The sequence below is a fragment of the Ensifer sesbaniae genome (assembly GCF_013283665.1).
GTDB lineage: Bacteria > Pseudomonadota > Alphaproteobacteria > Rhizobiales > Rhizobiaceae > Ensifer > Ensifer sesbaniae.
Map to the genome: position 1 here is coordinate 1,754,705 of NZ_JABEKU010000002.1, position 24,439 is coordinate 1,779,143.

27 protein-coding genes are annotated in these 24,439 nt (G+C 63.4%); 13 read left to right on the top strand and 14 right to left on the bottom strand.

Annotated elements, in window-relative coordinates; translation table 11 throughout:
• Window positions 1–227: 227 nt before the first annotated feature.
• The 4 genes from BHMPCIPO_RS25940 to BHMPCIPO_RS25955 all read right to left on the bottom strand — a co-directional run bounded on the left by BHMPCIPO_RS25940 (window position 228) and on the right by BHMPCIPO_RS25955 (window position 5,029).
• Window positions 228–1,274, bottom strand: coding sequence for a glutathione synthetase (locus BHMPCIPO_RS25940; protein WP_173519604.1), 1,047 nt, complete (start codon window positions 1,272–1,274; stop codon window positions 228–230).
• 69 nt (window positions 1,275–1,343) lie between these two features.
• Window positions 1,344–3,227: a peptidase MATCAP family protein gene (locus BHMPCIPO_RS25945; protein WP_173519605.1), complete on the bottom strand. Its 1,884-nt coding sequence runs from the start codon at window positions 3,225–3,227 to the stop codon at window positions 1,344–1,346.
• Entirely contained in the window at window positions 3,224–4,048 is an 825-nt protein-coding gene (locus tag BHMPCIPO_RS25950; RefSeq protein WP_173519606.1) for an N-formylglutamate amidohydrolase, read from the bottom strand. The genes BHMPCIPO_RS25945 and BHMPCIPO_RS25950 overlap by 4 nt, the downstream gene beginning before the upstream one ends.
• A 90-nt stretch (window positions 4,049–4,138) precedes the next feature.
• Window positions 4,139–5,029 carry a LysR substrate-binding domain-containing protein gene (locus BHMPCIPO_RS25955; RefSeq protein ID WP_173519607.1) on the bottom strand — a complete coding sequence of 297 codons (891 nt, stop codon included), beginning with the start codon at window positions 5,027–5,029 and terminating at the stop codon, window positions 4,139–4,141.
• 106 nt (window positions 5,030–5,135) lie between these two features.
• Between BHMPCIPO_RS25955 and BHMPCIPO_RS25960 the strand changes: the two genes are divergently transcribed.
• The 3 genes from BHMPCIPO_RS25960 to BHMPCIPO_RS25970 all read left to right on the top strand — a co-directional run bounded on the left by BHMPCIPO_RS25960 (window position 5,136) and on the right by BHMPCIPO_RS25970 (window position 6,472).
• Entirely contained in the window at window positions 5,136–5,330 is a 195-nt protein-coding gene (locus BHMPCIPO_RS25960) for a hypothetical protein (protein WP_173519608.1), read from the top strand.
• 280 nt (window positions 5,331–5,610) lie between these two features.
• Window positions 5,611–5,823, top strand: a complete 213-nt coding sequence (locus BHMPCIPO_RS25965; RefSeq protein ID WP_376741701.1) for a hypothetical protein — start codon at window positions 5,611–5,613, stop codon at window positions 5,821–5,823.
• Between the two features lie 46 nt (window positions 5,824–5,869).
• Entirely contained in the window at window positions 5,870–6,472 is a 603-nt protein-coding gene (locus tag BHMPCIPO_RS25970) for a nitroreductase family protein (RefSeq protein ID WP_210266651.1), read from the top strand.
• A 50-nt stretch (window positions 6,473–6,522) separates the two neighbouring features.
• Here BHMPCIPO_RS25970 and BHMPCIPO_RS25975 read toward each other — a convergent pair whose 3' ends face one another.
• Complete coding sequence (locus BHMPCIPO_RS25975) at window positions 6,523–6,840, bottom strand: potassium channel family protein (protein ID WP_173519609.1); 318 nt, start codon at window positions 6,838–6,840, stop codon at window positions 6,523–6,525.
• A gap of 289 nt (window positions 6,841–7,129) precedes the next feature.
• Between BHMPCIPO_RS25975 and BHMPCIPO_RS25980 the strand changes: the two genes are divergently transcribed.
• Window positions 7,130–8,806, top strand: coding sequence for a SulP family inorganic anion transporter (locus BHMPCIPO_RS25980; RefSeq protein ID WP_173519610.1), 1,677 nt, complete (start codon window positions 7,130–7,132; stop codon window positions 8,804–8,806).
• Window position 8,807: 1 nt separating this feature from the next.
• On the opposite strand, the gene BHMPCIPO_RS25985 is transcribed toward BHMPCIPO_RS25980, so the two are convergent.
• From BHMPCIPO_RS25985 to BHMPCIPO_RS25995, 3 genes are all read right to left on the bottom strand, one after another.
• Window positions 8,808–9,242: a GFA family protein gene (locus BHMPCIPO_RS25985; RefSeq protein ID WP_173519611.1), complete on the bottom strand. Its 435-nt coding sequence runs from the start codon at window positions 9,240–9,242 to the stop codon at window positions 8,808–8,810.
• Between the two features lie 227 nt (window positions 9,243–9,469).
• Window positions 9,470–10,843, bottom strand: coding sequence for an ATP-binding protein (locus BHMPCIPO_RS25990; protein ID WP_173519612.1), 1,374 nt, complete (start codon window positions 10,841–10,843; stop codon window positions 9,470–9,472).
• Window positions 10,843–11,505 carry a response regulator gene (locus BHMPCIPO_RS25995; protein WP_173519613.1) on the bottom strand — a complete coding sequence of 221 codons (663 nt, stop codon included), beginning with the start codon at window positions 11,503–11,505 and terminating at the stop codon, window positions 10,843–10,845. Before BHMPCIPO_RS25995 ends, BHMPCIPO_RS25990 begins: the two co-directional genes overlap by 1 nt.
• Window positions 11,506–11,620: 115 nt before the next feature.
• Between BHMPCIPO_RS25995 and BHMPCIPO_RS26000 the strand changes: the two genes are divergently transcribed.
• Both BHMPCIPO_RS26000 and BHMPCIPO_RS26005 read left to right on the top strand, forming a co-directional pair.
• Entirely contained in the window at window positions 11,621–12,376 is a 756-nt protein-coding gene (locus tag BHMPCIPO_RS26000; RefSeq protein WP_246304567.1) for a L,D-transpeptidase, read from the top strand.
• A 183-nt stretch (window positions 12,377–12,559) separates the two neighbouring features.
• Window positions 12,560–13,276, top strand: coding sequence for a L,D-transpeptidase (locus tag BHMPCIPO_RS26005; protein WP_173519614.1), 717 nt, complete (start codon window positions 12,560–12,562; stop codon window positions 13,274–13,276).
• Between the two features lie 31 nt (window positions 13,277–13,307).
• Here the strand turns inward: BHMPCIPO_RS26005 and BHMPCIPO_RS26010 are convergent, their stop codons facing one another.
• The 3 genes from BHMPCIPO_RS26010 to BHMPCIPO_RS26020 all read right to left on the bottom strand — a co-directional run bounded on the left by BHMPCIPO_RS26010 (window position 13,308) and on the right by BHMPCIPO_RS26020 (window position 16,854).
• Window positions 13,308–14,129: a L,D-transpeptidase gene (locus BHMPCIPO_RS26010; RefSeq protein ID WP_173519615.1), complete on the bottom strand. Its 822-nt coding sequence runs from the start codon at window positions 14,127–14,129 to the stop codon at window positions 13,308–13,310.
• Between the two features lie 82 nt (window positions 14,130–14,211).
• A complete protein-coding gene (locus BHMPCIPO_RS26015) occupies window positions 14,212–15,231 on the bottom strand; it encodes a hypothetical protein (RefSeq protein ID WP_376741702.1) in 1,020 nt (339 codons plus the stop codon).
• 714 nt (window positions 15,232–15,945) lie between these two features.
• Window positions 15,946–16,854, bottom strand: coding sequence for an SDR family oxidoreductase (locus BHMPCIPO_RS26020; RefSeq protein ID WP_173519616.1), 909 nt, complete (start codon window positions 16,852–16,854; stop codon window positions 15,946–15,948).
• Window positions 16,855–16,943: 89 nt separating this feature from the next.
• Here BHMPCIPO_RS26020 and BHMPCIPO_RS26025 point away from each other — a divergent pair, with 89 nt between their 5' ends.
• From BHMPCIPO_RS26025 to msrC, 4 genes are all read left to right on the top strand, one after another.
• Window positions 16,944–17,516 carry a TetR/AcrR family transcriptional regulator gene (locus BHMPCIPO_RS26025; RefSeq protein WP_173519617.1) on the top strand — a complete coding sequence of 191 codons (573 nt, stop codon included), beginning with the start codon at window positions 16,944–16,946 and terminating at the stop codon, window positions 17,514–17,516.
• 94 nt (window positions 17,517–17,610) lie between these two features.
• Window positions 17,611–18,663, top strand: a complete 1,053-nt coding sequence (locus BHMPCIPO_RS26030) for a serine hydrolase domain-containing protein (protein ID WP_173519618.1) — start codon at window positions 17,611–17,613, stop codon at window positions 18,661–18,663.
• Window positions 18,656–18,799 (top strand): hypothetical protein, encoded by a 144-nt coding sequence (locus BHMPCIPO_RS32635; RefSeq protein ID WP_210266652.1) that lies wholly within the window; start codon window positions 18,656–18,658, stop codon window positions 18,797–18,799. The genes BHMPCIPO_RS26030 and BHMPCIPO_RS32635 overlap by 8 nt, the downstream gene beginning before the upstream one ends.
• Before the next feature lie 48 nt (window positions 18,800–18,847).
• Window positions 18,848–19,342: a free L-methionine (R)-S-oxide reductase MsrC gene (gene msrC / locus BHMPCIPO_RS26035; protein ID WP_173519619.1), complete on the top strand. Its 495-nt coding sequence runs from the start codon at window positions 18,848–18,850 to the stop codon at window positions 19,340–19,342.
• A 48-nt stretch (window positions 19,343–19,390) separates the two neighbouring features.
• Here msrC and BHMPCIPO_RS26040 read toward each other — a convergent pair whose 3' ends face one another.
• The 3 genes from BHMPCIPO_RS26040 to BHMPCIPO_RS26050 all read right to left on the bottom strand — a co-directional run bounded on the left by BHMPCIPO_RS26040 (window position 19,391) and on the right by BHMPCIPO_RS26050 (window position 21,585).
• Window positions 19,391–20,407 carry a zinc-binding alcohol dehydrogenase family protein gene (locus BHMPCIPO_RS26040; protein WP_173519620.1) on the bottom strand — a complete coding sequence of 339 codons (1,017 nt, stop codon included), beginning with the start codon at window positions 20,405–20,407 and terminating at the stop codon, window positions 19,391–19,393.
• A gap of 127 nt (window positions 20,408–20,534) precedes the next feature.
• Complete coding sequence (locus BHMPCIPO_RS26045) at window positions 20,535–21,206, bottom strand: SDR family oxidoreductase (RefSeq protein ID WP_210266654.1); 672 nt, start codon at window positions 21,204–21,206, stop codon at window positions 20,535–20,537.
• On the bottom strand, window positions 21,193–21,585 hold the full coding sequence (locus BHMPCIPO_RS26050) for a VOC family protein (RefSeq protein ID WP_173519622.1): 393 nt from the start codon (window positions 21,583–21,585) through the stop codon (window positions 21,193–21,195). Before BHMPCIPO_RS26050 ends, BHMPCIPO_RS26045 begins: the two co-directional genes overlap by 14 nt.
• 92 nt (window positions 21,586–21,677) lie before the next feature.
• Here BHMPCIPO_RS26050 and BHMPCIPO_RS26055 point away from each other — a divergent pair, with 92 nt between their 5' ends.
• The 3 genes from BHMPCIPO_RS26055 (at window position 21,678) to BHMPCIPO_RS26065 (ending at window position 24,390) form a co-directional block, all read left to right on the top strand.
• Window positions 21,678–22,595 (top strand): LysR family transcriptional regulator, encoded by a 918-nt coding sequence (locus BHMPCIPO_RS26055; protein ID WP_173519623.1) that lies wholly within the window; start codon window positions 21,678–21,680, stop codon window positions 22,593–22,595.
• 235 nt (window positions 22,596–22,830) lie between these two features.
• Window positions 22,831–23,340 (top strand): sigma-70 family RNA polymerase sigma factor, encoded by a 510-nt coding sequence (locus BHMPCIPO_RS26060; protein WP_173519624.1) that lies wholly within the window; start codon window positions 22,831–22,833, stop codon window positions 23,338–23,340.
• 99 nt (window positions 23,341–23,439) lie between these two features.
• Complete coding sequence (locus BHMPCIPO_RS26065) at window positions 23,440–24,390, top strand: FecR family protein (RefSeq protein ID WP_173519625.1); 951 nt, start codon at window positions 23,440–23,442, stop codon at window positions 24,388–24,390.
• Window positions 24,391–24,439 lie beyond the last annotated feature (49 nt).

Here is a 24,439-nt window from a genome sequence, read left to right on the forward strand (position 1 = left end):
GATACCTGCCAATGGTTTAACCTCATGATGTCGTTGACGCCGGAGCTTGGGCCTTGGGAGGGCGTCCAATTGGACGCGCCGGCGACAGCCGGTGATCTTTGTTTGGGAGCACGAAGATGCCCGGGCTGCGCGGCGCTTATACCGCGCGAGCGGGGTTTTGACAGTGCGAAAGGCAGGATTTCCCCGATCGCCGGGCAGGTGGAACTGCCGCGGGCACTGACTGCAGGTCAGAGGGTAGCAAGCTCGCGATTGGAAAGGGTGCCGCCGTTGGCCCGCTTGATGTCGAGCTTCTGTTCAAGCGCCGCCACGATATCCTCACTGAAATCGATCGAGGTAAGCTCGGCGATCTCGGGCAGGGCCCCGGGGGTAAAGACATTCACCTCGACGAGCTTGTCGCCGACCACGTCGAGCCCGACAAGGAACATGCCGTCGCGCACCAGCTTGGGACGCATCTGTTCGGCGACGGCGAGCATTTCGGGCGTTATCACCGCGGCGATCGGCCTGCCGTTGACATGCATGTTGGACCGCAGCTCGCCGTCCGCCGGGACGCGCCGAACCGCGGCATAGGTATCGCCGCGTTTGAGCGGCCGGCCGTTCATCAGGAACAGCCTGACGTCTCCTTCGGTCGCTGCCGGCAGATATTCCTGCGCGATCACATAGCCCATCTCGGAGACCGCCTCGAAGATCTGATTGAGGTTCGTCTCGTGGCTGGAACTGACCTTGAAGACGTTCTTGCCGCCGGAGCCTTGCAACGGCTTGAGGATGACGCCCCCGGGGTGCTCGTCGACAAAAGCCTTTATCTCCTCGATGTGCTTTGAGATCAGTGTGGTCGGCCGAACGATTTCGGGGAAGCCCTGAAGATAGAGCTTGTTCTGCGCTCGTGCCAGGCCGTCGGGGTCGTTGACGACAATTGTCCCGCGTTCGGCTGCAAGCCGTCCGAAGATCACGCCGGAGTGGGCGGCCCAGGAGCGAGGGCCGGTGTCTTCCGACGGATCGCTTCTGAGAAACAGAACCTGGATTTCGGCAATGTCCAGGATATCGTGCTGTGTGGCGCCGCTTCGCAATGCGGCGATGAAGGCCTCGGCCTTGGGCGGCTTCGCCGAACCGAGTTTCAGGGCGTGGATCGTCAGCCGGCCATCGGGCCTCAGGGTGAAATCGCCGGGCGTGATGTAGGCAATCTCGTGGCCGCGGGCGAGCGCTGCAAGCGCCAGCGACGTCGTCGCGTAAAACGTCTCTTCACCCTCGATCGAGTTGACGAAAAAGGCGATGCGCATCCGGTTTCCTAGTGGTCCGACTCCGACATATGCTGCGATCTCAGTGCGTTCATCGGAACGCACGGCGCTCTAGTCTGCGACCATGTCGAGCGGGGTCATTCCCCTCTCGGCTCTTTGAAGCCGGTCGCGCGCTTTGACGTCATCGAGAAAAATAGGGCGAATGGCCGCGGCACCAAGGAGGCCGCGCAAATTGAGTTCCTGGATTGCACCGAAATGCGACGCGGCGATCTTGCCCATCCAGAAGGGTTCGAGACTGCCGCCGTCGGCGAGGTGGTCGAGAAGCTGCAGCAGGCCGCGCATGTAGATCGCGTCCTTGACCAGTCCGCCGCCGCGATAGATGCGAAGCGTAATGTTGAAGGCCTCGGCGGTCCCGAAACCGTGGTCATCGACGAGCATCCGGTAGGTTTCCGGAAACTCGGCGCCGTCGAGCAGGGCAGCGCAGCCGACAACTCTCGCCGCAAGCACCCGCAGCCGATCTGCGGTCATGCCGGCGCTCAAGTATTCGGCGAAAACGGCGAGCCCTTCCTGCATGCCCTCGTAACCTGCAAGGCCCGAGCGCAGAATCCTGAGACCCTGTGCCGAGCCGTTGAAGTAGGTCAGCAGGTGCACGCCCACCTCATGATTGAGCAGCGCCTCGACGCGGTCGGCGTCGAGTGCCGAGCTTCGGGCGATCAGCAATTGGCCACGCGAAACGAGCAGGCCGGCGGGCAGATCGTCGCGAATTTCGACGGACGCGGTGAAATCGGGCGATTGGCGCCGATAGGCTGATATCATCGCCTGCCCACGCTCCCTTATGTAGTCGCAGCCGCGCTTGTTGTCGGATGTCGGCGACGTGTTGCCATCGGTGGCGGTTTCCGCAAGGACGTCGGAAGCGGCGTCGAGAAGCTCGTCTTCGACCGGGCCGTAGAGGGCGCGACCGAGTTCAACGAATTTGCGGGTCTCGCGGGCGGAAATCATCGAGAGTTGGAGATCGACTTCCTGCTGCTTTTCGCGATAGAGGGCGTAGAGCAGCGGATCTTCGAGATGCTCGAAATTGAGGGTGAAGAGTTTGCGCTTGGCCGTTTCGATCTGCAGCGTCAGCGGGCGATAGTAGAGGCGGGGACTTCGCGAAAAGCCGCTCGACGCGAACTCAGCCCAGGCGGCCTCGGCGTTGATCGGCGTTACCGCGAGCAGGAAATCGAAGCTGGAGGCGATGTCGTCCATGCCGCGATCGGCGCGCACGACCGCATCGACGAAGGCCTTCCGGCCAAGGGCACGGTGCGTCGGTATCCGGAAGTCGTCAGACCTGGCGCGGGCGAAGGCTGTGATGGCCCGAAGGCCGGCATCGAAGACGCTTGCGACCAGCCGCTCGCGCAATTGCGGATAGATGCGGCGGGTGCCGGGCTCGCAATAGATCGGCGCGAAGCGTACGGTGAGATGAGGATAGTCGATCGCCAGGGATTTCCGCCGCGCGGTCGCATCCGGGTTTCGCTCGACGAGCGTCACATGTGGCGTTCGGAACTTTCCTTCGATCGTTGCAGCTGTCTCGATCAGTGCTTTCGCGGCAACCTGCTCGGCGCCGGTCGTCCCGGCGACAACCTCGATCAGGAACGGCGGCAGGAAAGGCGCGTCCTTGGCGGGCGGATCGTCGCTTTCGAGTTCCGCAAATTCGAGAACGATGAACATGCCCAGTCGTTCTTCGATCACGCGGCCGACCCGTTCGATGACGGCGGCGGCGATATCGACGCTCGGCGCCAGCAGATAGGCGGCATTCGCCTGGGCGATGTCGCGCGCGACCGGCTGCTGGTGCTCGGCGGTGATATGAACGCAGAGGAAGGGAAGCAGGCGGTCGATGTGCAGCCGTCCACCCTCGCCGAAGTCCCGTCGCACGGCACGGCCACTCTTCAGTCGGACAATGGCTTCATCAAGCCACTCCGATCCAGGACCGGCGAGCATGGGTGTCCGGTCCGTCATCGCTGCCTCGCGAGCGCCTCGGTCAGGACCGGAGCGAGCGATCCGACCAGTGTGCGCAGCGACCGCAGCGCTTCGAGATCCGGCTTGCCAGTCCACTCGTCCATGAAGGTTTTCTTGAACTCGATCGCGATCGCGCAACCGGTATCGGGAAAGTGCTCGTGGATGAAGCGCGTCTGTTCCCCGCGCCCCTGGAAGGCGATGTTCTCGCGCACATCCACCGGCCGGCCCGCGACCGTGGTGGCGCTGACGGTTGATATCAGCGTGTCGATGACGCCGGCCCATTTGACCCGGTCCATGGACGAGGTTCCGATATTGACCTCGGGTGTTTCGGCGATATCGGCCGGTTCGGCCTCCGGCCCCTGGCGTCGATGGTTGTAACTGTGCACGTCAAGAACGATGAATCGCTGATGGCGGCGCTCGATTGCCGTCAGCATCGACCGCAGCATGGCATAGTATTCGTCATGGAGGGCAAGGGAGGCCTCGATCAGCTCCGCCGACGGCGGCTCCCGCCAGACGGAAAGGCCCCAAGCCTGAGCCGGCTGGAGATAGACCGCGCCGGGACGGGCACGGTTGATGTCGACCTCAAAGCGGGATCGATGGACGACAATGCGGTTGGCGAGATCCCGGATGATAAACTCGGTGAATGGGTCCTCTTCGCGCAGCCTTTGCTCGTCCGTCAGGGCCACCAGCGCCCGGGCGTCGCTGCGCATGGCATGCCCATTGTGGATCGCGGTGCCGACGATCGGTCCATCGCCGCGATGGACAGTCCACCAGGCGTTCTCAGTGGCTGAACGGAACTGTTCCGTCGGCGCGCGTTGCATGATCGCTCCCGTGACCCTCGTTATGGGCGCTTCGGGAATGCAACTCCCGGGCATGCCCGAGAGTTCCGGAACGAGGCAAAAATGTTGGGCTCACGCTGCGAGCTCGCCCAGGATCCATTGACGGAAGGCGCTGATCTTCGACGAATTGCGCCGCGTTTCCGGGTAGACCAGCCAGTAGGCCTGGTCGTCGTTACAGAGGAGATCGAAGGGCTGGACGAGGCGCCCATCGGCTAATTCCGCGGCAAAGAAGGCGGGCGTCAGGATTGCGACGCCCTGGCCGGCCGTCGCGGCGTTGCCCTCATAGACCTGTGCGCCCATGCTTGCGCCCGGACGGCTCGAGAGGCCCTCGGCCGGCACATTTGCGGCCATGAACCACTTGGCCCACCAGGGGTCGCCCGGATCGAGCAGCGGCAGACGCAGGAGATCGGCCGGCTCTTTCACCCCGCCGATGCTTGCGGCGAGGCTCGGGCTGAGCATGGGGGTGAAATCGGCGTTGATGAGCCGGTGTGCCGCAAGCCCCGGCCAGTCGCCGCCGCCTGAGCGAATACCGATATCGACCTCTTCGCGGCTGAAGTCGACCAGGTGGGGCTCGGTTTGAAGGCGGACGGCAAGCGAGGGGTGGGCGATCTGGAAGGAGCCAAGGCGCCGTGCCAGCCAGTTGGAGGCGAAGGTGGCGATCGTGCTGATCACCAGCGTTCCCTGGGCACCGCCGCGCGCCGTCACGTAGGCTTCGCTGAGCTGCTCGAAGGCTTGCGTCACGGCGGGTGCGAGCCGTTGCCCCACTTCGGTCAGGGCGATCTGGCGCGGCCGGCGCAAAAACAGAGGCGCGCCGACACGATCCTCGAGAACCTTGATCTGATAGCTCACCGCCGCCTGGGTCATGCCGAGCTCGGTTGCGGCCTTGGTGAAGCTTCCATGCCGGGCAACCGCCTCGAAGACGCGTATCGCCGTCAATGGCGGGAGCGGAAGTGTCTTATGCATCAAATGGCCTTATGTATGGTGAGCGAAATTCGATTGGAAGGTGATGTGGTTCATAACCATTTTCAAGGTCCGTCCATTAGACGGATTGATGAAGAGGATGATGGCTATGACAACCATTCAAGTACGTAGTTTTTCGTCGACAAACGATTTTTCCGCGGGCTCCTGGCTGGCGTTTCTGTTCGCCCGGAAGCGCCCGGTGCTTGATGTCGTCGACGTCAGGGACCTGTCGGATCATCTGAAGCGGGACATGGGCTTCCTCGATGGCAACCGCCCCGACGCGAAGGACCTGCCCACCGCTTGACGTCTCCCGACCTGGGCGAGCCTCCCATCGCCCAGGTCCCACCCATGCCGCAGGGTGCGACAGCGTTGCCGGCAAACCCATCCATCTCCCCGCCGCTTGCGCCTGCGGCATGAACCAAAGGCGGTGCAGTTTTTTCACGTCTCGCCCGCTCTTTGGGTCAGATTTCCTTTAATCTACCATTTGTGTGGATAATCTCGGAGAAGCTCGGTCAGGAATTGGGCCGGGCAGAAACGCTCTCCGGTCGGCGCGAGTTGCGGCGACTGCTGAAACGAGGTCTGAGATGAGTATGCTGCGGCAATATGAGCGCTTGAGCGCAATCCGCGAGGTCTTGCAGGGCCGGCTGGAACTGCACGAGGCGCGGGACTGTTTCGGTTTCGACGATATCGAGGACGGAACGGCCAATGAGCTCAGGAACCGTATCGCCGAACTCTCCGATGAGATCTCGACCTTGAGGAGTCGTTGCGATCGATACGAAAGCTTCGGCCGCCAATGACCAACCCGAACGGCGGCAGCGCGTCGCCGATGAATGGACCATCCCCATGACATTGCATGTGAATTCACGTGTCGCGGACCACGCGATCAATCCGCTGTTCCTCGAACGCTGGTCGCCGCGGGCCTATTCGGGCGAAGAGATTTCCGAGGCCGCGCTGTTCGAAATCCTGGAGGCCGCCCGCTGGGCGCCATCCGCCTACAATGCCCAGCCCTGGCATTTCGTCTATGCTCGCCGCGGCGGACGGGACTGGGAGAAGCTGCTCGGCCTTCTGAACGAGTTCAACCGCAGTTGGGCAAAGGAAGCCTCGGCCCTCATTTTCGTGCTGTCGAAGACGTCGCTGTTGCCGCCGGGCGCCAGCGAAGAGGTGCCCTCCTACACCCATTCCTTCGATGCGGGCGCGGCCTGGGGTGCGCTCGCCCTGCAGGCGGCCCATTCCGGCTGGCAGGCGCACGGTATGGCCGGCATCGACTATGATCGCGCGCGGGCCGAACTCGAAGTGCCCGAAAACTTCCGGATCGAGGCCGCCGCCGCGATCGGCCGTCAGGGCGACAAGGCACTGTTGCCGGAGGCCCTGAAGCAGCGCGAACAGCCGAGCCCGCGCAAGGCCCTCTCCGAGATCGTGTCCGAGGGGCGCTTCGTGGCCGGCTGAGCCGCGGCAGGCTTGCAGCGGGAGAGCGGGCACGCTGGCATCCGCTCTCCTCAGCGATCGTCCGATTCATTCCTGCTGGTTGCATTCAACGCCTGCACGCTGATGGCCGCGACGAGGCCCGTCAGGACGATGCCGGAAAAACCGATCACCAGAGCCAGCACCCGTGCGGTCAGGTATTTCGGCGTGATGTCGCCGTAGCCGATCGTCAGCCCGGTGACGAAGGTGAAATAGAGAGCCTCATCGAGCCGCCAGTCCTCGATCTGGCCGATGATGACACCGGATCCGGTCATCACGATCAGGATCGCGGAGAAGATCGGCCACAGCACCTGAAGCTGCTGGTAAAGATTCGAGAAGAACAGGCGCCGCATTCTTTTCGAATGGCTCCTGCGATGAGATGCCGCCACGCAATCCTCCCTTTCGCGGGACTGGAAGCCCGCCATGCCAACGATCCCGTTTCGCGTCTGTCGCCGGGATTCCCGCTCGGCTCCGCATCCGCCACCGTCAAGATAGCCGCAAGTCGAGCAGCCTGCCAGCGGCTGCGTTGAGAGACGGGAACCGACGTTCGATCTCCGGCCGCGGCGCTCCTTGCAACGGTTTTTACCCAGTGCTATCGCTTTAGAATTACTTCATGAAAGCTTCTGTCAGAGGGCGGTCCGGATGGCATCGAACGAGCATTCGCCTGTCGGCGACGGTCGCGGTTTCACCACGGGTTTACGGCTCGATGTGATTGCAGGTCTCACGGCCGCTGCCGTGGTTCTGCCGAAGGCGATGGCCTATGCCACGGTCGCCGGTCTGCCTGTCAGTGTCGGTCTCTACACCGCCTTCGTGCCGATGATCGTCTACGCGCTTCTCGGCACCTCCCGGGTCCTGAGCGTCTCGTCGACGACCACCCTTGCGATCCTCGCCGGAACGCAGCTCGGGCTTGCCGTCCCCGATGGCGATCCCGGCAGGCTGATAACGGCAACCGCGACGCTGACGGCGATGACCGGCGGGATTCTTATCCTCGCTTCCGTTCTCCGCTTCGGCTTCGTCGCCAATTTCATCTCCTCGCCGGTCCTGATCGGCTTCAAGGCCGGCATCGGCCTCGTCATAGTGCTCGACCAGGTGCCGAAGCTGCTTGGCCTTCACATCACCAAGGAAGGCTTCTTCCGGGATATCGTCAGCATCGTCGGCCACTTGCCGGAAACCTCGACGCTCACCTTGGCGATTGCGGCTGCCGCCCTGGTGGCGCTGCTGGCGATGGAGCGGCTCTGGCCGCATTCGCCGGCGCCGCTTCTGGCCGTGGCGGCGGGTATTGCGCTTTCCTGGCTTGCCGGTCTCGAGGCACTCGGCGTCTCCATCGTCGGCTTCATTCCGCAGTCGCTGCCGTCGATCACCCTGCCTAGCCTCGGTCTCGCCCGAGAGCTTCTGCCCGGTGCTCTGGGGATTGCGCTGATGAGCTTCACCGAGACCATCGCCGCCGGGCGTGCATTTGCCGCTCCCTCCGACCCGCCGATCAGGGCGAACCGCGAGCTGCTGGCGACGGGCGCCGCAAACCTCGCCGGTGCCTTGTTCGGCGCTATGAGCGCCGGTGGCGGCACATCGCAAACCGCCGTCGTGCGCGCCGTCGGCGGGCATTCGCAAGTGGCGTCGCTGGTCACTGCTGCGGCCGCGGCGGCGACCATGCTCGTCCTGGCGCCTTTGCTCGGCCTGTTGCCGCAGGCCGTCCTCGCGGCGATCGTCATCGTTTACTCGGTCGGCCTCATCAAGCCGGCGGATTTCTGGTCGGTGCGCAAGGTCAGGCGGATGGAGTTTCGATGGGCGCTTGCGGCCTTCCTCGGCGTGCTGTTCTTCGGCACGCTCCAAGGCATCATCATCGCGATCATCCTGTCGTTCATCGGGCTGGCCCGCCAGGCTTCGGCACCGAAGGTGCATGTCGTTGGCCGCAAGCGTGGCACCGATCGGCTCCGGCCGCTGTCACCGGATCATCCAGACGACGAGACCTTTGAAGGCTTGCTGATTATTCGGCCGGAGGGACGCCTGTTCTTTGCCAATGCCCAGCAGGTGGCAGACCAGGCGCAGATGCTGGTCGCCAAGCACAAGCCCAGGATTCTCGTGCTCGACATGAGCCGCGTCTTCGATATCGAGTATTCCGCGCTGCAGATGATGATGGAAGGCGAGCGCCGCATCAGCGAACACGGGGTTACCGTCTGGCTGGCCGAGCTGAACCCGGACGTGCTCGCCTATGTGCGGGCTTCCGGTTTTGCCGATCAGCTCGGCCCCGATCGCCTGTTCGTCAACACCCGCACCGCCCTGCAGCACTACCTGCAGAACGCCGCTCCGGCCGCGGCCTGACTCATTCCCCGATCAATTCCCCGGTGCCGCCGAAAGCTGGTGGGAAATCGCGATATTTGGGCAAGCCGTCCTTCATTGGCAGCACGGTCTCCTGATAGTTGACGTGGAGCGCGGGCTTGAACGGCAATGCCGGGATGACGGCAGCAGAGACGTCCGTCACGCCCCACAGCGGATGCTCGGTCATGAGATGACCGCCGCAGACTTTGCACCATTTGCGCACGCTCGTCGCGGTCTTCTGATAGCCGACGAAATTATCGGCGCCCTTGACGATCCGGACTTTCTCCGGCGGCCAGAGCGTGAAGGCGTTCACCGGCCCCGCCGACCACGTCCGGCACGAACTGCAGTGACAAAAGCCCATGGCGGTCGGGTCGCCGCTCACTTCGATCTCGACTGCGCCACAGAAGCACGTTCCGTTGTAGCTACCGTTCCCTGCCATGACTCGTCTCCTCTCGGCTCGCGCCACCCGGAGTATGGTCCTCGCGGATGACCGAAGTGACCCACGCCTGAGCGTGTCACGCCTGGTCGTGAGGTCAACGCCTTCTTTCGAGCTAGTTTGAGTTGCCGGGAGTCCTGGCGGCGTCGCGAAGGGTGAAACGGTTTTCCGCGGGAATTGCGGAACGGCAGACAGTTGTGCAAAGCCGCACGTCCGGCTCTGGCGCAAGCTCACCGCACGAGGCTCGGCGGCAGCACGATGCGCGCTGACAGGCCGCCGCTTTGGCAATTGCGGAGTTCGAGTTCCGCGCCGGTGCGATCCAGCGCCTGTTCGACGATGCTCAAGCCGAGGCCGCTGCCGACCGCCGTCTTGAAGCGGCCACGGAAGAAGCGCTCGGTAACATGCGGCATCTCCTCGTCGGGAATGCCGGGTCCCATGTCTTCGATCGCGAAGACGAGGCGGTCCACCTCCATCTTGCAACTGCAGGAGACCGTTGCGCCCGGCGGCGAATGGTTGAGGGCGTTTTCCAGGAGGTTGCGTGCCACCAGCCGGAAGAGGTTCGGATCCATGCCGATCCTGAGACCGAACAGCTGCGCGTCGATGGCGACATCGACCCTGTGAGCCTGGCCGACGAGTTCAGTCCGAAGGGCCGTCAGCATTTCACCGACATCGCAGTCGGCTGCCGGTTCGGCGCTCTCTGAGGCCCCAACCGAAGCGATGTCCAGCAATTGTCGCACCAGCTTTCCGGTGCGGTCGACCCCGGCGACGATCTGGCCGAGCGCCTTTTCGCGGATTTCGCCATCGTCGCTCGCGAGCGCGACCTGGGCTTGCGTCTTCAGGCCGGCCAGGGGCGTGCGTAACTCGTGCGCGGCAAAGGCGATGAAGTTCTGTTCGCGCTCGCGGGCGCCGGCGACACGGGCGAAGAGACCATTCAGGGATTTCAGAACCGGGCTGATTTCGCGCGTCGTGCCGAGGTCTTCGATCGCGTGCAGATCGGAGGCCTCGCGCGCTGCGAGATCGCCGGCGAGTTTCCTGAGCGGTGCCAAACCGCGCCCGACGCTGAGCCAGATCAAGACGGCGAGCAACGGGATGATCAGCAGGGCCGGCAGCAGCAATCCCTTGACCATATCGTTGACCAACCGGTCGCGGATACGCAGGTTGTCGCCGACGAGGACGCGCACGCCGAGGCTGGCGTTCTCAACCGCGAAGACCCGCCAGGTCTCACCGTTGATGACGGTTTCCGAGAAGCCCGTCGCGTGTGGCGCAAGGGTCGTGTCGGGAGCGCTGTCGGACTTGCCGATCAGTGTGCCGTCCAGCGACCAGATTTGACAGGAGAGTTGGCGATCGTAGTGCGGATGCTCGAGCAGCGGGATCTTGGTCGCGCTTTGTATCAGGCGGTTGGCGTCAGCGTCGCCTTCTTCCTTCAACATGTCGGGGCTGACAATCAGCGAATTCACCATGCGCGCGGCCTCCATCAGCCGTGCGTCGAGCACCCGCTCGACTTCGGCGCGGGTGCTGAGAAAGATCCAGACCGTGGCCGAAAGCCAGAGAAGGCCCGTCGTGACCAGCAGGATGGCGAAGAGGCGCGTGCGCAGTGACCGCATCAGCCGGCCCCGCCCAAGCGATAGCCGATGCCCCTGACGGTTTCGATCAGGCCGGGCCCGAGCTTGCTACGCAAATGATGGATATGGACCTCGACGGCGTTGCTTTCGATTTCCTCCTGCCAGCCGTAGAGCCTGTCTTCCAGCTTGGTCTTCGAGAAGATGAGGCCGGGATGTGCCATCAGCGTATGTAGGATGGAGTATTCGCGCCGGGATAGCTGCACCGGCCTGCCCGCCTGTTCGACCGACCGTCGAGCGGGATCGAGCCGCAAGCTCGCCCATTCGAGCGCAGCCGTTGCGCGGCCCGTAGACCGCCGGGACAACGCCCGCAGCCGAGCTGCCACCTCGTCGAGGTCGAACGGTTTTCCCAGGTAGTCATCGGCCCCGGTGTCGAGGCCGGCTACCCGATCGCGAACCGTGTCACGGGCGGTCAGCAGCAGCACTGGAGTGTCATTCTGACCGGAGCGCAAGTCCTTGAGGATATCCATGCCTGAGCCGTCTGGCAGCATCAGGTCGAGCACGATCGCGTCGAAGCCGTTGGCGGCGAGCGCGGTTGCTGCCGCGTCGCAGGTGCCGACGGCATCGGTGGTGAAGCCGGCCAGCGCCAGGCCCACCTTCAAGCCGTCTCTGAGGATATCGTCGTCTTCGACGATCAGGACTCGCATTGCTATTCCTCACATTCTTGAGAGCCGAACTTTTAAGGCGCTCCCTTAAGGCAGCCTTAAGGTAGGCCTTCCCTGTGAAGCGGCATTGCAACAATCGAATCGTTGAATGCCCGATATGACCGAATCAAACGAGCCCTCTTCATCCATGGCCGATCACAAGACCGGCATCACGCTCACCCGCCGCAGCCTTTTCGTCGGCACAGCCTCCCTGTTTGTCACCGGCTGTGCGACCGCAGGCCCGACGCCTGTACTGATCCCGGCGGCGGCAACGGTACCGGCAACGACGGGATCGGTCGTGCCGCCGATGTACTATGCGATGCCGGACGAAGAGTTCCCGATTCCCGAAGTCAAGGTCGCCGAGGTCGATCCGAAGTTCTGGCGGCAGGAGGTGGATTATCCGACCGATGAGCGGCCCGGCACGCTGATCGTCGATACGCCGGCGAAGTATCTCTATCACGTGCTGCCCGGCCGACGGGCAATGCGCTACGGCATCGGCGTCGGCCGCGAGGGGTTCGCCTGGTCGGGGCGCGCGGTCGTTGCCTACAAGCGCCAATGGCCGCGCTGGACACCGCCCGACGAGATGGTGGCGCGCCAGCCGAAGCTCGCTCCCTACAGCATCGCCAATGGCGGCATGCCCCCGGGCCTGAAGAACCCGCTCGGTGCGCGTGCCCTCTACATCCACAAGGACGGCAAGGATACGCTCTACCGCATCCACGGCAGTCCCGAGGCGCATTCAATCGGCAAGGCGGTTTCGTCCGGCTGCATTCGTCTGCTCAATCAGGACGTCGTCTATCTCTACGACCAGGTGCGGGACGGCAGCACCATCGTCGTCATTCCAGATCCGACAAAGCGTCATCTGGCGATCGGATAGAACGGGCAACCGTGGCGGCGCGGGAATTCTGCAACACTCCGAATGCGAGTGCCTTCGGCGGTGGCGATCCACGCCAAAGAATGATTTTCACCACATTTCGGTCACGGTTCGGCCCAAGAGCCTGGGCCTCTCCTCGGAAAAATTTCCAATTGAAATCCCAACCTGGAATAGAAAAAAGTGTCGATGAATTTGTCCCGCCGGTCGCTGCTCGCGGTGATCGCCAGTTCCGTCTTGAGCGCCTGCACGCAGATCCCGAAACCCGAACCGAAGCCGAAGCTGATCGAACCGATCGCCGGAAACGGCAATCCGCCGGGGGAGGCATCGGGTTCAGCGGTCGGACCGACGAAGACCTTTGATTATGCAAAGGCCTACGCACCGGTGAAGGACGAGGGCTACGACGTTCCCGGCATCCAGTACGGTGAGATCAAACCGGAATTCCTGCGCCAGGAGGTGGCTTACGTGACCAGCGAGCCGCCCTATTCCATCGTCGTCGATACCCAGAGGATGTTCCTGTACTGGGTGCTGCCGGGCGGTCGTGCGATCCGCTACGGCGTCGGTCTCGGCGCGGCGGGCCGCGCCTGGAAGGGGCGCGCCGTGGTCCAATGGAAGCGGAAATGGCCGCGCTGGACCGTGCCTGACGACATGATCGCGCGCCAACCGCACCTCAAGAAATACGGCATCGAAGCCGGCGGCATGGATCCGGGCCTCGACAATCCGCTCGGCGCCCGCGCCATGTACATCTTCCAGAACGGTCAGGACACACTTTACCGCATTCATGGCTCGCCGCAGTGGCGCTCGATCGGCAAGAACGCGTCCGCCGGCTGCGTACGCATGCTGCAGCAGGACGCGATCGATCTCTACGATCGGGTGAGGGGCAAGACGCCGCTTCTCGTTCTGTAGCGCGCTACCGCCTTGAACCGGACGCGCCGCCTTACAGGGGCTGCGGAGGCGGCAGTCCGTCCGGGCCCATCTGCATATAGTCCGACGGCTCAGGCAACGGCTGCTGGTCCGGAAGTGGCTGTGACTCCGGCATCGGCTGCGATTGTACCATGCCGCCGCCGGTCAGGTCGGTGACGACGATCGGCGTGCCGTTCGGCACACGATTGTAAAGGTCAACCACGTCCTGGTTGATCATGCGCACGCAGCCCGACGACACGGATTTGCCGATGGTCCACCATTCCGGCGAGCCATGGATGCGATAGAGCGTGTCCTCGCCGTTCTGGAAGATGTACATGGCGCGGGCACCGAGCGGGTTCTTCAGGCCGGGATCCATGCCGCCCGCCTCGATGCTGAACTGCTGCAACTCGGGCTGGCGGGCCACCATTTCGTTCGGCGGCTTCCAGCGTGGCCATTCGCGCTTGTACTGGATGACGCCGCGGCCGGCCCAGGCGAAGCCGGCGCGCCCGAGGCCGACGCCGTAGCGCATCGCCTGGCCGTTCTCGTAGACCCGGTAGAGAAAGTGGCTGCCGACGTCGACCACCAGCGTGCCCGGCTTTTCGCCGGTCGGATCGGCGACCATCTGGCGGTAAAAGCGAGGATCGATCTTCTCGTAGGGAATGGCCGGCAGCGGATAAAGTTCGTTCGGCTTCTCGCCGTACATGTCCGCAAGGAACGCGTTCGCTTCCGGGACCGGCTCCGGAGCATAGGTGCGCGTCACCGTCGGCCGGGTCGAAGCGCAACCCGCTAGACCGGCAGCCGCGATCCCCGCGGAGAGTTGCAGGAAGGTGCGGCGGCGGATCTCTCTTTCAGGCATGGAACCCTCGATGGTCCTGTATTCGCTTCTGGCGATGCAACCGACCTTTTAAGTCATTTGTGCGTCGCCAGCCGACGAACGATTACAGGCCGGCGTAGGGATCCGCCAGCGCCGCTTCGGGTCGGCTGATAGGATACTTAGTTGCCGAGATCTTCGCGGCCAGCTTTTCAGCACCGTTTTTCTCGAGAAGCGCCCGGAAGCTCGGATGCATGCCACCGTCGACATAGGCGTTGAGCGGGGCCGGCGTCTCGCTTGCCATCAGGCTCGCGAGCTTCACGTCTTCCGATTGCAGCTTCGCAACGAGCCCGGCGTCAGGTGTCGATACCGCGGGCGGGCAGGCGGCGAGCGGATCGGAAGGCTCGCCGTCCGCGAACTCGGTGTTGAAGACATAGCGGCGACCGCAGGCGGAAACCTTCGGCTGGCGCTTCGTCGTTTCGAAGATGTCGTAGCCCTGCTTGATGTTCTTCCAGAAATCGAAATTCGGATCGCCGCGGTGCTTGGCCATGTTTTCAGCCGTCATGCGGAAGGGATAGGCCTGCACCTGGAAGGTGCCCTGGCCACCGGCAAGGGCACGCTGGACCACGGAGTAGATCTCGCCGACGCCCTGATCTGTTAGGGCGTAGCAGCCCGACGACGAACAGGCGCCGTGCACCATCAGCGCTTCGCCGGTATAGCCGAGCGCCGACTCCAGCCGGTTCGGGTAGCCGAGATTGAAGGACAGGAAATATTGCGACTTCGGATTCAGCATGCCGGCGGAAACATGGTAAAAGCCTTCCGGCGCCTGGCGGTCGCCGACCTTCGTCTTCGGCCCGAGTTTTCCCGACCAGCGGCACATGGGGTAGGTCTTCAGAAGCGTATATTGCCCCTGCTTGTTCTGTTTCCAGACCTCCAGCTCGCTTTCCTGCTTGAAGATGCGAACCAGAACCGGGCTTTCCGGCTTGCTGCCGTTCTTGGCCATGGCGGCAATGAGCTTGGCGGGGATCGGCGGCGGTTCGCGCACGTCGTCGACATCGAGCGCCGTACAGCCTGACAGAACAACCGCCATCGCTCCGATCGCCAGCGCATGCCGCATGCGGTGCATCTGCGCGAAAAACTTGGCCATCTGGGGTGTTTCGGAAGAAAGGCTCTTTGTTGTCTCGCGCCGCATGCGGGCTCCTGGAAATACTCTCGCCGCAAGCGTCTTTCCGGCGGTACGGGTGCCGGTCATTCGCAAAACAACGCGTGTCGGCTCGGCTTCAACTTCAGCGATTAAGCGGTGGCAGCTCTGGCCGCAAGCCTTTGCCGCAGGGGTCCGCGATCAACAAAACTTGAACGCGCGCCGCCTTAGCTGCCCGCTGATTGGGTCGATGTTGAGACAAGATGGTGAATTTTTTCTCAACGCCGGCGGCCGGATTGCGATGGCGCGTCAGTCCCGCGGTTCGCTGCCGGGGGCGTAGACGGTCTTCTGTTTGAAGGCGAAGACGTTGCCGCAGCGACAACGGACCATGTGCTTGGCGGGATCGGGAGAGGTGCGTTCGGTCGAAAAGCCTTTCGGCATGACGTCGATGAGAAAGCCACGATTGCCGCTCTTGGCACTGTCGTTCTCAGACGCTTCAGCGAAGCCGGAGGCTCCGCATTTTGCGCATTCCAGCTTTCTCGAATAACGATCCCGCGATGCCATCTTCAGTAACACTCGATAGCGCCGCCTTCGCATGAGGAGCGGCGGCGCGCTGGGTTTGCCTGGAACTCCGACTATAGGAGGCGGCGCGCCGTTTCAAGTTTGCTGGACGGCCATCGTGATCGATCGCGTTTCTTTCGCGAGCGGCACCTCGTTCGCTCAGCGATATCCGGTGGCATCGGCTGGCCTGTTGGCCTCCATCACTTCGCGCATGTAGCGCCAGCAATCGGGCCGCGAGCCATCGAGATCGGTGAAGCCGTAAACCTGAGCCAGCCCGCCGCTCGAAAGCGACTGGCCGTTCCAGCGGGCCTTCTCCGGATCTGCCGCGAGTGCAGCGACGGCGCGGCCGACGAAGCGTGGCGTCTCCGAGATCACGAAATGCGGCTGGCTCTTCGTGGCATCACGCCAGTTGTTCTCGCTGACCCCGTAGTGCTCGAGCATCATCTCCGAGCGCATCCAGCCCGGGGTAATTGAAACCGAAGTCGCGCCATGCGGGGCAAGATCCTTGGCGTGGGCCCAGGCCATGCGATTGGCCGAAACCTTGGCAAGATCGTAGAAGGGCGACAATCGATAGTTCTCGGCATTGTACTCGGCGGTGCCGTCGGTCACCTCGACCAGCAGGCCGCCCGGCCTTTCGATCATCAGCGGCAGCGCGTAGTGGGCGGTGATGAGGTGGGTGTCGACGCCGAGGCGCAGCAGCTTCAGGCCATTTTCCAGATTGTGCTCCCAGACCGGCTTGTTCCATTCGAACAGCAATTCACCGCCCCAGACATCGTTGACCAGGATGTCCAGCCGTCCCTGTTCGTCGCGGATGCGATCAACGAGTGCCTTTACCTGTGCCGGCTGCAAATGATCGACCTGAACGGAAATCCCCTGGCCGCCCAGACTGGTCACGATCTCAGCCGTCTCTTCAATCGTCTCGGGCCGCCCGTAGTCGGATTGTTGCTGCCGCGTGGTTCGCCCTGTCACGTACACGGTGGCACCGGCGGCGCCGAGTTCGGCGGCGATGCCCCGCCCGCCGCCTCGTGTCGCGCCGGCGACGAGCGCGATTTTTCCTGCGAGAGACATGTTTTCCTCCTTTGGGCCGGTTGCCGTCTGGCGTTCTCTTTCGGCTATGTTATATATAAATGATTGTTCGGTTATAAATGAGAGTCAAGATGCCCCGCCCGAAAACGATGCCCGACGAGGAGGTGCTGGCCGCTGCATTCGCGTTGATGCGGGCCGAAGGTCCGGATGGACTGACCTTTGCGGCGCTCGCTGCCAGGACAGGGCTTTCCGGTGCCACGCTGGTGCAGCGTTTCGAAAACAAGGCGCGACTGATCCAGAGTGCGCTGACGCAGGCCTGGGACGGTCTCGACCGGCAGACGGCGGAACTGGTGGCGACGGTCCCTCGCACACCGGAGGGCGCCATTACGTTGCTCGTCGGCCTTTCCGGCGACTATGGCGCCATCGAATCCTATGCCGACGATCTCCGGATTCTTCGCGAAGACCTACGCGATCCGAAGCTCCGCGCGCGGGGCGCCAAATGGCGCGACGTGCTTTCGGGTGTGCTTGACGAGTGTCTTTCGGGATTGCCCGCAGCGGCTCCAGGATTAGGGCTGCTGATGGCGTCGCAATGGCAGGGGTCGCTGCTCTGGTGGAGTTTCGACCCGCAAGCACCGGTCACGGAATTCGTCGAACAAAGTTTGCGGCGCTTCGTGGAGGCCTTTGCAAGGCAGCCGGCGGACTGAAGTCGGCGGCCCGGCGGTCACCCGGATTTCAAATCACCGTGAAATGGCGTCGCGGCGGATGACGCGGGCGCGGGGCGGTCTTAGATGCTGATCCATGATCAGATTTGCCGCCGCCGTCTTCGCCCGGGCACTCTTGGCCCCGACGCTCGTCTTCTGGGCGCTCTTCACCCTGCCGGCTGCTGCCGAGGTGCAGGCGCCGGTTTCGGCTCTCCTCAAAGAATTGGCATCGCGCACAGAACTCGAACCACTGAAGACCGTGATCGTCGCCCGCGACGGCGAGATCCTGGCGGAACGCGGCTATCGCGGCAACCGGGTGACGGATGCCACGAACATAAAGTCGGCGTCGAAATCGATCATCTCGGCGCTTGTCGGCATCGCCATCGACAAGGGGCTGCTGGAAGGTCCGGACCAGAAGATCGCGCCGATCCTGAAGGCGGAACTTCCCGCTTCGCCGGACCCACGCATCAATGACATCACTATCGGCAACCTCCTATCAATGCAGGCCGGGCTTGGCCGTCTTTCGGGGCCGAGCTACGGCCGTTGGGTCGCCAGCCGCAACTGGGTGCGCACGGCGCTCGCGCAGCCGTTCGATGACGATCCGGGCGGGGAGATGCTCTATTCGACCGCCTCGACCCATCTTCTTTCCGCGATCTTGACGAAAGTGAGCGGCAAGTCGACCCTCACGTTGGCGCGCGACTGGTTTGGGCCGCTCGAAGGTTTCCGCATCGGGGCCTGGGATCGCGACCCGCAGGGGATCTATCTCGGCGGCAACCAGATGGCGATGAGTGCCCGCTCGCTTCTTGCCTTCGGCGAACTCTACCGCAACGGCGGCCGCACGGCTTCGGGCGCGCAGGTCGTGTCTCCGGCATGGATCGAAACGTCCTGGCAGCATCGCACCAGTTCGCGTTTTTCCGGAGACTCCTACGGCTATGGTTGGTTTGAGCGCCGAATTGCCGGTGAAGACGTGCATTTCGCCTGGGGTTATGGCGGCCAGATGCTCTACATCGTGCCGAGCCTCGATCTGACCGTCGTCATGACATCGGCCGAGAGCGGGCCTTCGGCCCGTAATGGCTACCGCGATGCGCTGCATCTGGTGCTCGGCGAAATCATCACGGCGGTGAAGGGCGATCCGGAAACGGATGGCTGAGAACCTGGGGCAGGCTGTATCGATATATCGCTTTAAGAAATATCGCCTGAATCGCAGTTTTGCTGTCTCCTGGGATGGTGATATTGCTGCGCCAATGGTCGCAATGCCGCGATCCGCCGTTGGCGAGCCGCCATGATCATTGAGCGACCAAGCGGCGTGATGCCGAGATTTGAAAGGTAGGACCGTGTTTGCCTCGAAGACAATCGAAACCGGCGACAAGCCCGAATTCTATCGTGAACTCGCCGGCCAGCTCGGTGGCCTGCTGCACGACGAGCGCGACTTCATCGCCAATGCCGCCAACCTCTCGGCGCTTGTTTTCGATCTGGTGCCGAATCTGAACTGGGCTGGCTTCTATTTTCTGCGCTCGAACGACGAGCTCGTGCTCGGGCCGTTCCAGGGGAAGGTCGCCTGCGTGCGGATACCCGTTGGTAGAGGCGTCTGCGGCGCCGCCGCCGCGCAACGGCGGACGATGCTGGTCCCGGACGTCCATGCCTTTGCCGGGCATATTGCTTGCGATGCGGCGTCACGCTCGGAGCTCGTCGTGCCGCTGGTCAAGGACGGGAAGTTGCTGGGCGTGCTCGACCTCGACAGCCCGAGCCCTGGCCGGTTTGATGCCGAAGATCAGGTCGGTTTCGAGGCGCTCGCCGCAATCTATGTCGCGGCGAGCGATTTCGCTTAATCAGGCCGGCAGCGCCGTTCGGCGGTGACGACCACAGCCTCTCGGGCATCAGTCGCCAAAGCCTTCGATGACGATCTTGCCCTTGGCAGCCCCTGTCTCGATGCGCCGATGCGCTTCGCGCAGGTTCGCGGCATTGATTGGGGACAGCACTTCGGCAAGCGTCGTCTTCAGCCGGCCTGCATCGATCTCGTCGGCGACGAAGGACAACAGCCGGTGCTGCTCGATCATGTCGGGCGTCTGGTGCATCGGCCGGGCGAACATGAACTCCCAGTGGAGGCTGGCCGCCTTGGTCTTCATGCCGGCCATCGGCATCGGCACATCGGTGTTGTCGATCGAGACGATGCCGCCTTGAGGGCGGATCAGTTCGACGGCGGCGTCCCAGTGGCGCATGTCGTTGAAAATGGCGATGTGGTCGACATGGTTGAAACCGAGCGCGCGGACCTGTTCGACCAGCGGCTCGCGATGGCTCACGACATGGTCGGCGCCGAGCTCTTTCACCCAGGCGATGGTTTCCTGTCGCGAGGCCGTGGCGATAACGGTGAGACCGGCGCGCTTGGCAAGCTGGATGCCGATCGAGCCGACGCCGCCGGCACCGCCGACGATCAGGATCGACTGGCCGCGGTCGGCGCCGTCCCGGTCGATCCCCAGGCGATCAAAGAAGGCTTCGTAAGCGGTGATCGTCGTCAGCGGCAGGGCCGCCGCTTCGGCAAATGAAAGGCTCTTCGGCTTGGGTCCGACGATGCGCTCGTCGACGAGGTGGTATTGCTGGTTGGTCCCAGGCCGCGTCAGGTCGCCGGCGTAGTAGACCTCGTCGCCGGGCCGGAACAGCGTCACGCCGGGACCGACCGCCTCGACCACGCCGCTCGCATCCCAGCCGAGGACGCGTGGCGTCTCCTCGATCTTGTCCTTCGGCGCCCGCATCTTGACATCCACCGGATTGACGGCGACGGCGTTGACGGCGACCAGTATATCGCGCCCCGCGGGCACCGGCTTCGGCAAGGTGACGTCGAGGAAGCTCTCCGGGTCGGAAACCGGAAGATAACGGGTGAGGGCGACGGCTTTCATGGTTTGCTCCTTATAGTGGGTAAACGGTCTGCTTTTGCGAATTCTCTCGGCCGTCACGGCTGGCGACGATGATCCGACTAGAATAGGCGTCGTGCATGCGGCGAGCAAAGCCTTCGGGCGTTCTCAGTCAACTGACGAGGGCGCCGCCTTCGATATCGATCACTGATCCGGTGACGAAGGGATTATCGATGGCGAAGAGATAGCCGCTGGCGATATCTTCGGGCTGCCCGAAGCGGCCGGCGGGCAAGGTTGCGGCGGCGCGGTCAAACATTGCGTCGCGCGCCTCGCCGGCCATGCCGGCATAGGCCTCCGTCTGCGTCAGCCCGGGGCTGACGACGTTGACGCGCAGCGGTGCCAGTTCCTTGGCCAGCACCTTCGCCGTGGCTTCGAGGGCGGCATTTATCGCCGTCTTGACGAAGGTGCCGGGCACTGTCCGGCGGGCGAGGAACCCGGAGGTGAAGGTAATGGTGCCGCCGGCACGCATGTAGCGGGCCGCTTCGCGGGCGAGCACGACCGAACCCCAGAACTTGACGTCGAAGGCCGCCTTGGCGGCGTTCAAGTCGATATCGCTGATCTTGCCACCCGGAGCGGCGGAACCGGCGGTGACGATCAGGTGGTCGATCGGACCGAGCTTGTGGAAGTACGCGGCGACCGCTGTGCTGTCGGCAATGTCGAGGCCGGTGGCGCGGCTGGCGATCTCGACCCGGCCGGGACGCTGCATCAGCGCGCTGGCGACGGCGGCGCCGATGCCGCTGGTGCCACCGATGACGACGGAGACGGTGTTGTCATTGAATGTCACGGTCATTCTCCATGGGAACGGGTGCGCAAAAGACGGCTTCGAGCAGCGGACCGCCGGGCGCGCGCATGAACAGTCGGCGTTCGCCGATCTCGGCGAGATCCATCGTCGAATAGGGAAACGCAAGCCGGTGGGCGCGAAAGGCGGCGTAGTTGTCGAGCCGGAAGCCGACATGGTCGATCGCCTCGGCCGCACGGTCATAACCGTTGCCGTAGCTGCCGATGATATGAACGAGCGGCCTACCCTCGGCGTAGAGCCAGAAGCCGGGGATGCGCCGGATGGCCGACGGACGCTCGCCGATGGTGAGATCGAAGACCGTTTCGAAGAACGCGCGCGTTGCGTCGATGTCGCCTGTGCGGATTGTGACGTGGTCGAGCTGCATGTCGCGCCTCCTTTTCGATAGGGAATTTAGCTATTGCGGTGCATCCGGATAATTGGCTTAGTTCCAAAATCATATTTCGGAGAAAGCGAAAGATGCTGCTCGACAACCTCGCCCTGTTTCTCCTGATTGTCGAAAAGGGTGGGCTTTCCGCCGCCGGGCGCGAGAAGGGGTTGTCGCCCGCCTCCGTTTCCGAGCGGTTGGCCGCACTCGAAGCGCACTATGGCGCAGCCCTGCTGAAGCGGACGACGCGGGCGATCAGCCTGACGGAAGAGGGGCGCATTCTGGTGGACGGCGCCCGTCGCCTGCTGGCGGAGGCCGGAGAACTGGAGGCCGGCATCCGATCGGGAACCCGGACCATTTCCGGACCGATCCGCCTGAGTGCGCCCGAGGATATGGGCCGGCGCTACATCGTGCCGATCCTCGATCGCTTTCTTGCCGAACACCCTGATGTGACGGTGGATCTCAACCTCACCGATGGCTACGTCGATCTCGTCGGACAGGGCATGGACTTCGCCATTCGCCATGGTGTTCTGGCCGATAGCGCGCTTCGGTCGCGCACGCTCGGCGAGAACCGCCGCGCCGTATGCGCGGCGCCTGCCTATCTTGAAGTGATGGGCAGGCCGCAACATCCGGACGATCTCTCCCGTCACGACTGCATCGTCATGCGTTTCGGTGCCAATCTCGATCGTGAATGGGCCTTTCAGGTCGATGGCAAGCCACACAAGGTCATGGTGCGCGGCAGACGCGTTGCCAATGACGGCGGATTGGTGGCCGAATGGTGCCGTGCCGGCCACGGCATCGCGCTGAAATCCGTCTGGGATATTGCGGAGGACCTTGCCTCTGGCGCACTCGTCGAGTTGCTTGCGAAATTCGCGTCCGGAGAAACAGGACTGCAGATCGTCTATCCGCCGGCAAGCGTACAGCCGCGACGCGTGCGGCTGTTGATCGATCGCATTGCCTCGGAACTGACTTCCCTGGGGAACGTGCCGGCGAGCACGCGACGCACCTGACATCGGCGGTCGCGCTTACGCCATCGTCGGCTGCCGTGGCCTCCGTGCAACAGTTCTTTTCCAATATGGGGCTTCACCGGCCCCGTTGCGGTTTCGGTTCTTCGTGCCGCAGGTCCGCACATTGCAGCGCGTCTCCGCTTCGCTTATAAAACATGAGTAACGTATTCAAGATAAACGATAGCGCCGGACCTTGCGCGCTTGTGGTGCCAACGCCGTGCGCTGGAGAGACAGATTGATGACCGATGCGATGGTGCAGGGGCTCCACGAGCGAGAAGAGAGCCGGATTCGTCGCTTCTTCAGCCGGCGCCTCGGGAATCGCGAAGACGCCGTCGATGCCACGCAGGAAACCTTCATGCGCATGCTGGAGGCGTCACGCTCCACCCTGATCGAGAATCCCCAAGCCTATCTGTTTCAGGTTGCCCGTTCCGTCGCGCGCGTGGCGTCCGAGCGAGCCGCGCGCGAACGAGCGATGTTCGTGGAAGACAGCGAAGGACTGGAATGCGCCGCCGAAGACCGGCCGATCCAGGACAGGATCGTCAATGCGCGCCAGTGCCTCCTGATCATGGCCCGCACCATCGAGGGGCTTCCCAACCGCTGCCAGCAGGTCTTCATCCTCAGTCGCCTGCACGGGTTGAGCAACGGCGCGATCGCCAGCGAGCTTGGCATCTCCAGGAACATGGTGGAAAAACACATCATCCGCGCGCTTCTCGAATGCCGGAAAATGCGCGCCGAGATTATTTTCTGAGCGGACGTCAGGAAGAACCGCCCTTTCAACTCTAAGATGATGGGAGCGATTCCAGGAGCGGATCGCCAAGCGGCATTTCAGTTCGACCGGAAGGCATGAATGAGCGGCAATCGCCAGACAATCGATGACGGCATCCTGGAAGCGGCAGCGACATGGGTCGCGAAGCTGCAGTCCGAGGATGCGACGGTTGCCGACCGCGAAGCCTTCGACCGCTGGGTGGCTGAGCACCCCGATCATCGGGTTGCTTACGACGAATTGCGTGCCTTGTGGAGCGACTTGGGAGATGTGCCCATTCCCGCAGGGAGGCTGGGCGAATTGCGCGCGCAGCGCCGGCGACGGGTCGGCGGTTTCGTCGGGCTCTGTCTGGCGGCCGGCGTCGCGATCCTGTCGCTGACGACGCCCTACGGCGACCGTTGGCGCGCCGACTACTATACGGGTGTCGGCGAAGTCAGGCGCATTACTCTGGAAGACGGGACCGAAGTCGATCTGAACACCGACACGGCCCTTGTGGTCCGCTACGAGCAGAACCGCAGAACGGTGCGGCTCCTTAGAGGGGAGGCCTTCTTCGCCGTCGCGAAGAATCCGTTCAAGCCGTTCGTGGTCGAAGACGGCTCCATCAGCGCGACGGCGCTCGGAACCCGCTATTCCGTCGGCACCGTGAGCGCCGATCAGGCGGCCGACGTGCAGGTGGAGGAAGGCCGCGTCGAGGTCGAGGCATCCGGCAACAAAGCGGTTCTCGGCGCCGGCGAGACGGCAACGATCGACAGGCAGGGGCGGCTTTCCCTGTCAAAGGCAGACGTTGCTGCCGGAACCGCCTGGCGGGATGGCAAGCTCGTCTTCTCGCGCCGGCCGCTGCGTGACGTGCTGGCCACGCTCGAGCGCTACCGTCGCGGCCGCATCCTGCTACTCGACGAGACGGCGGGCGCGTTGGAGGTTTCCGGCATCTTCGATTTGCATGACACCGATGACGCGCTGCGGGTGCTGGAGACGAGCCTGCCGCTGCGTGTGATGAGGCTGTCCGGGCTCATGGTCGTCGTGCAGTCGCGTTAGGCAGAAAATCTTCCAAACGACGTCAGGAGATCGAGCTCCCGACGCTCTT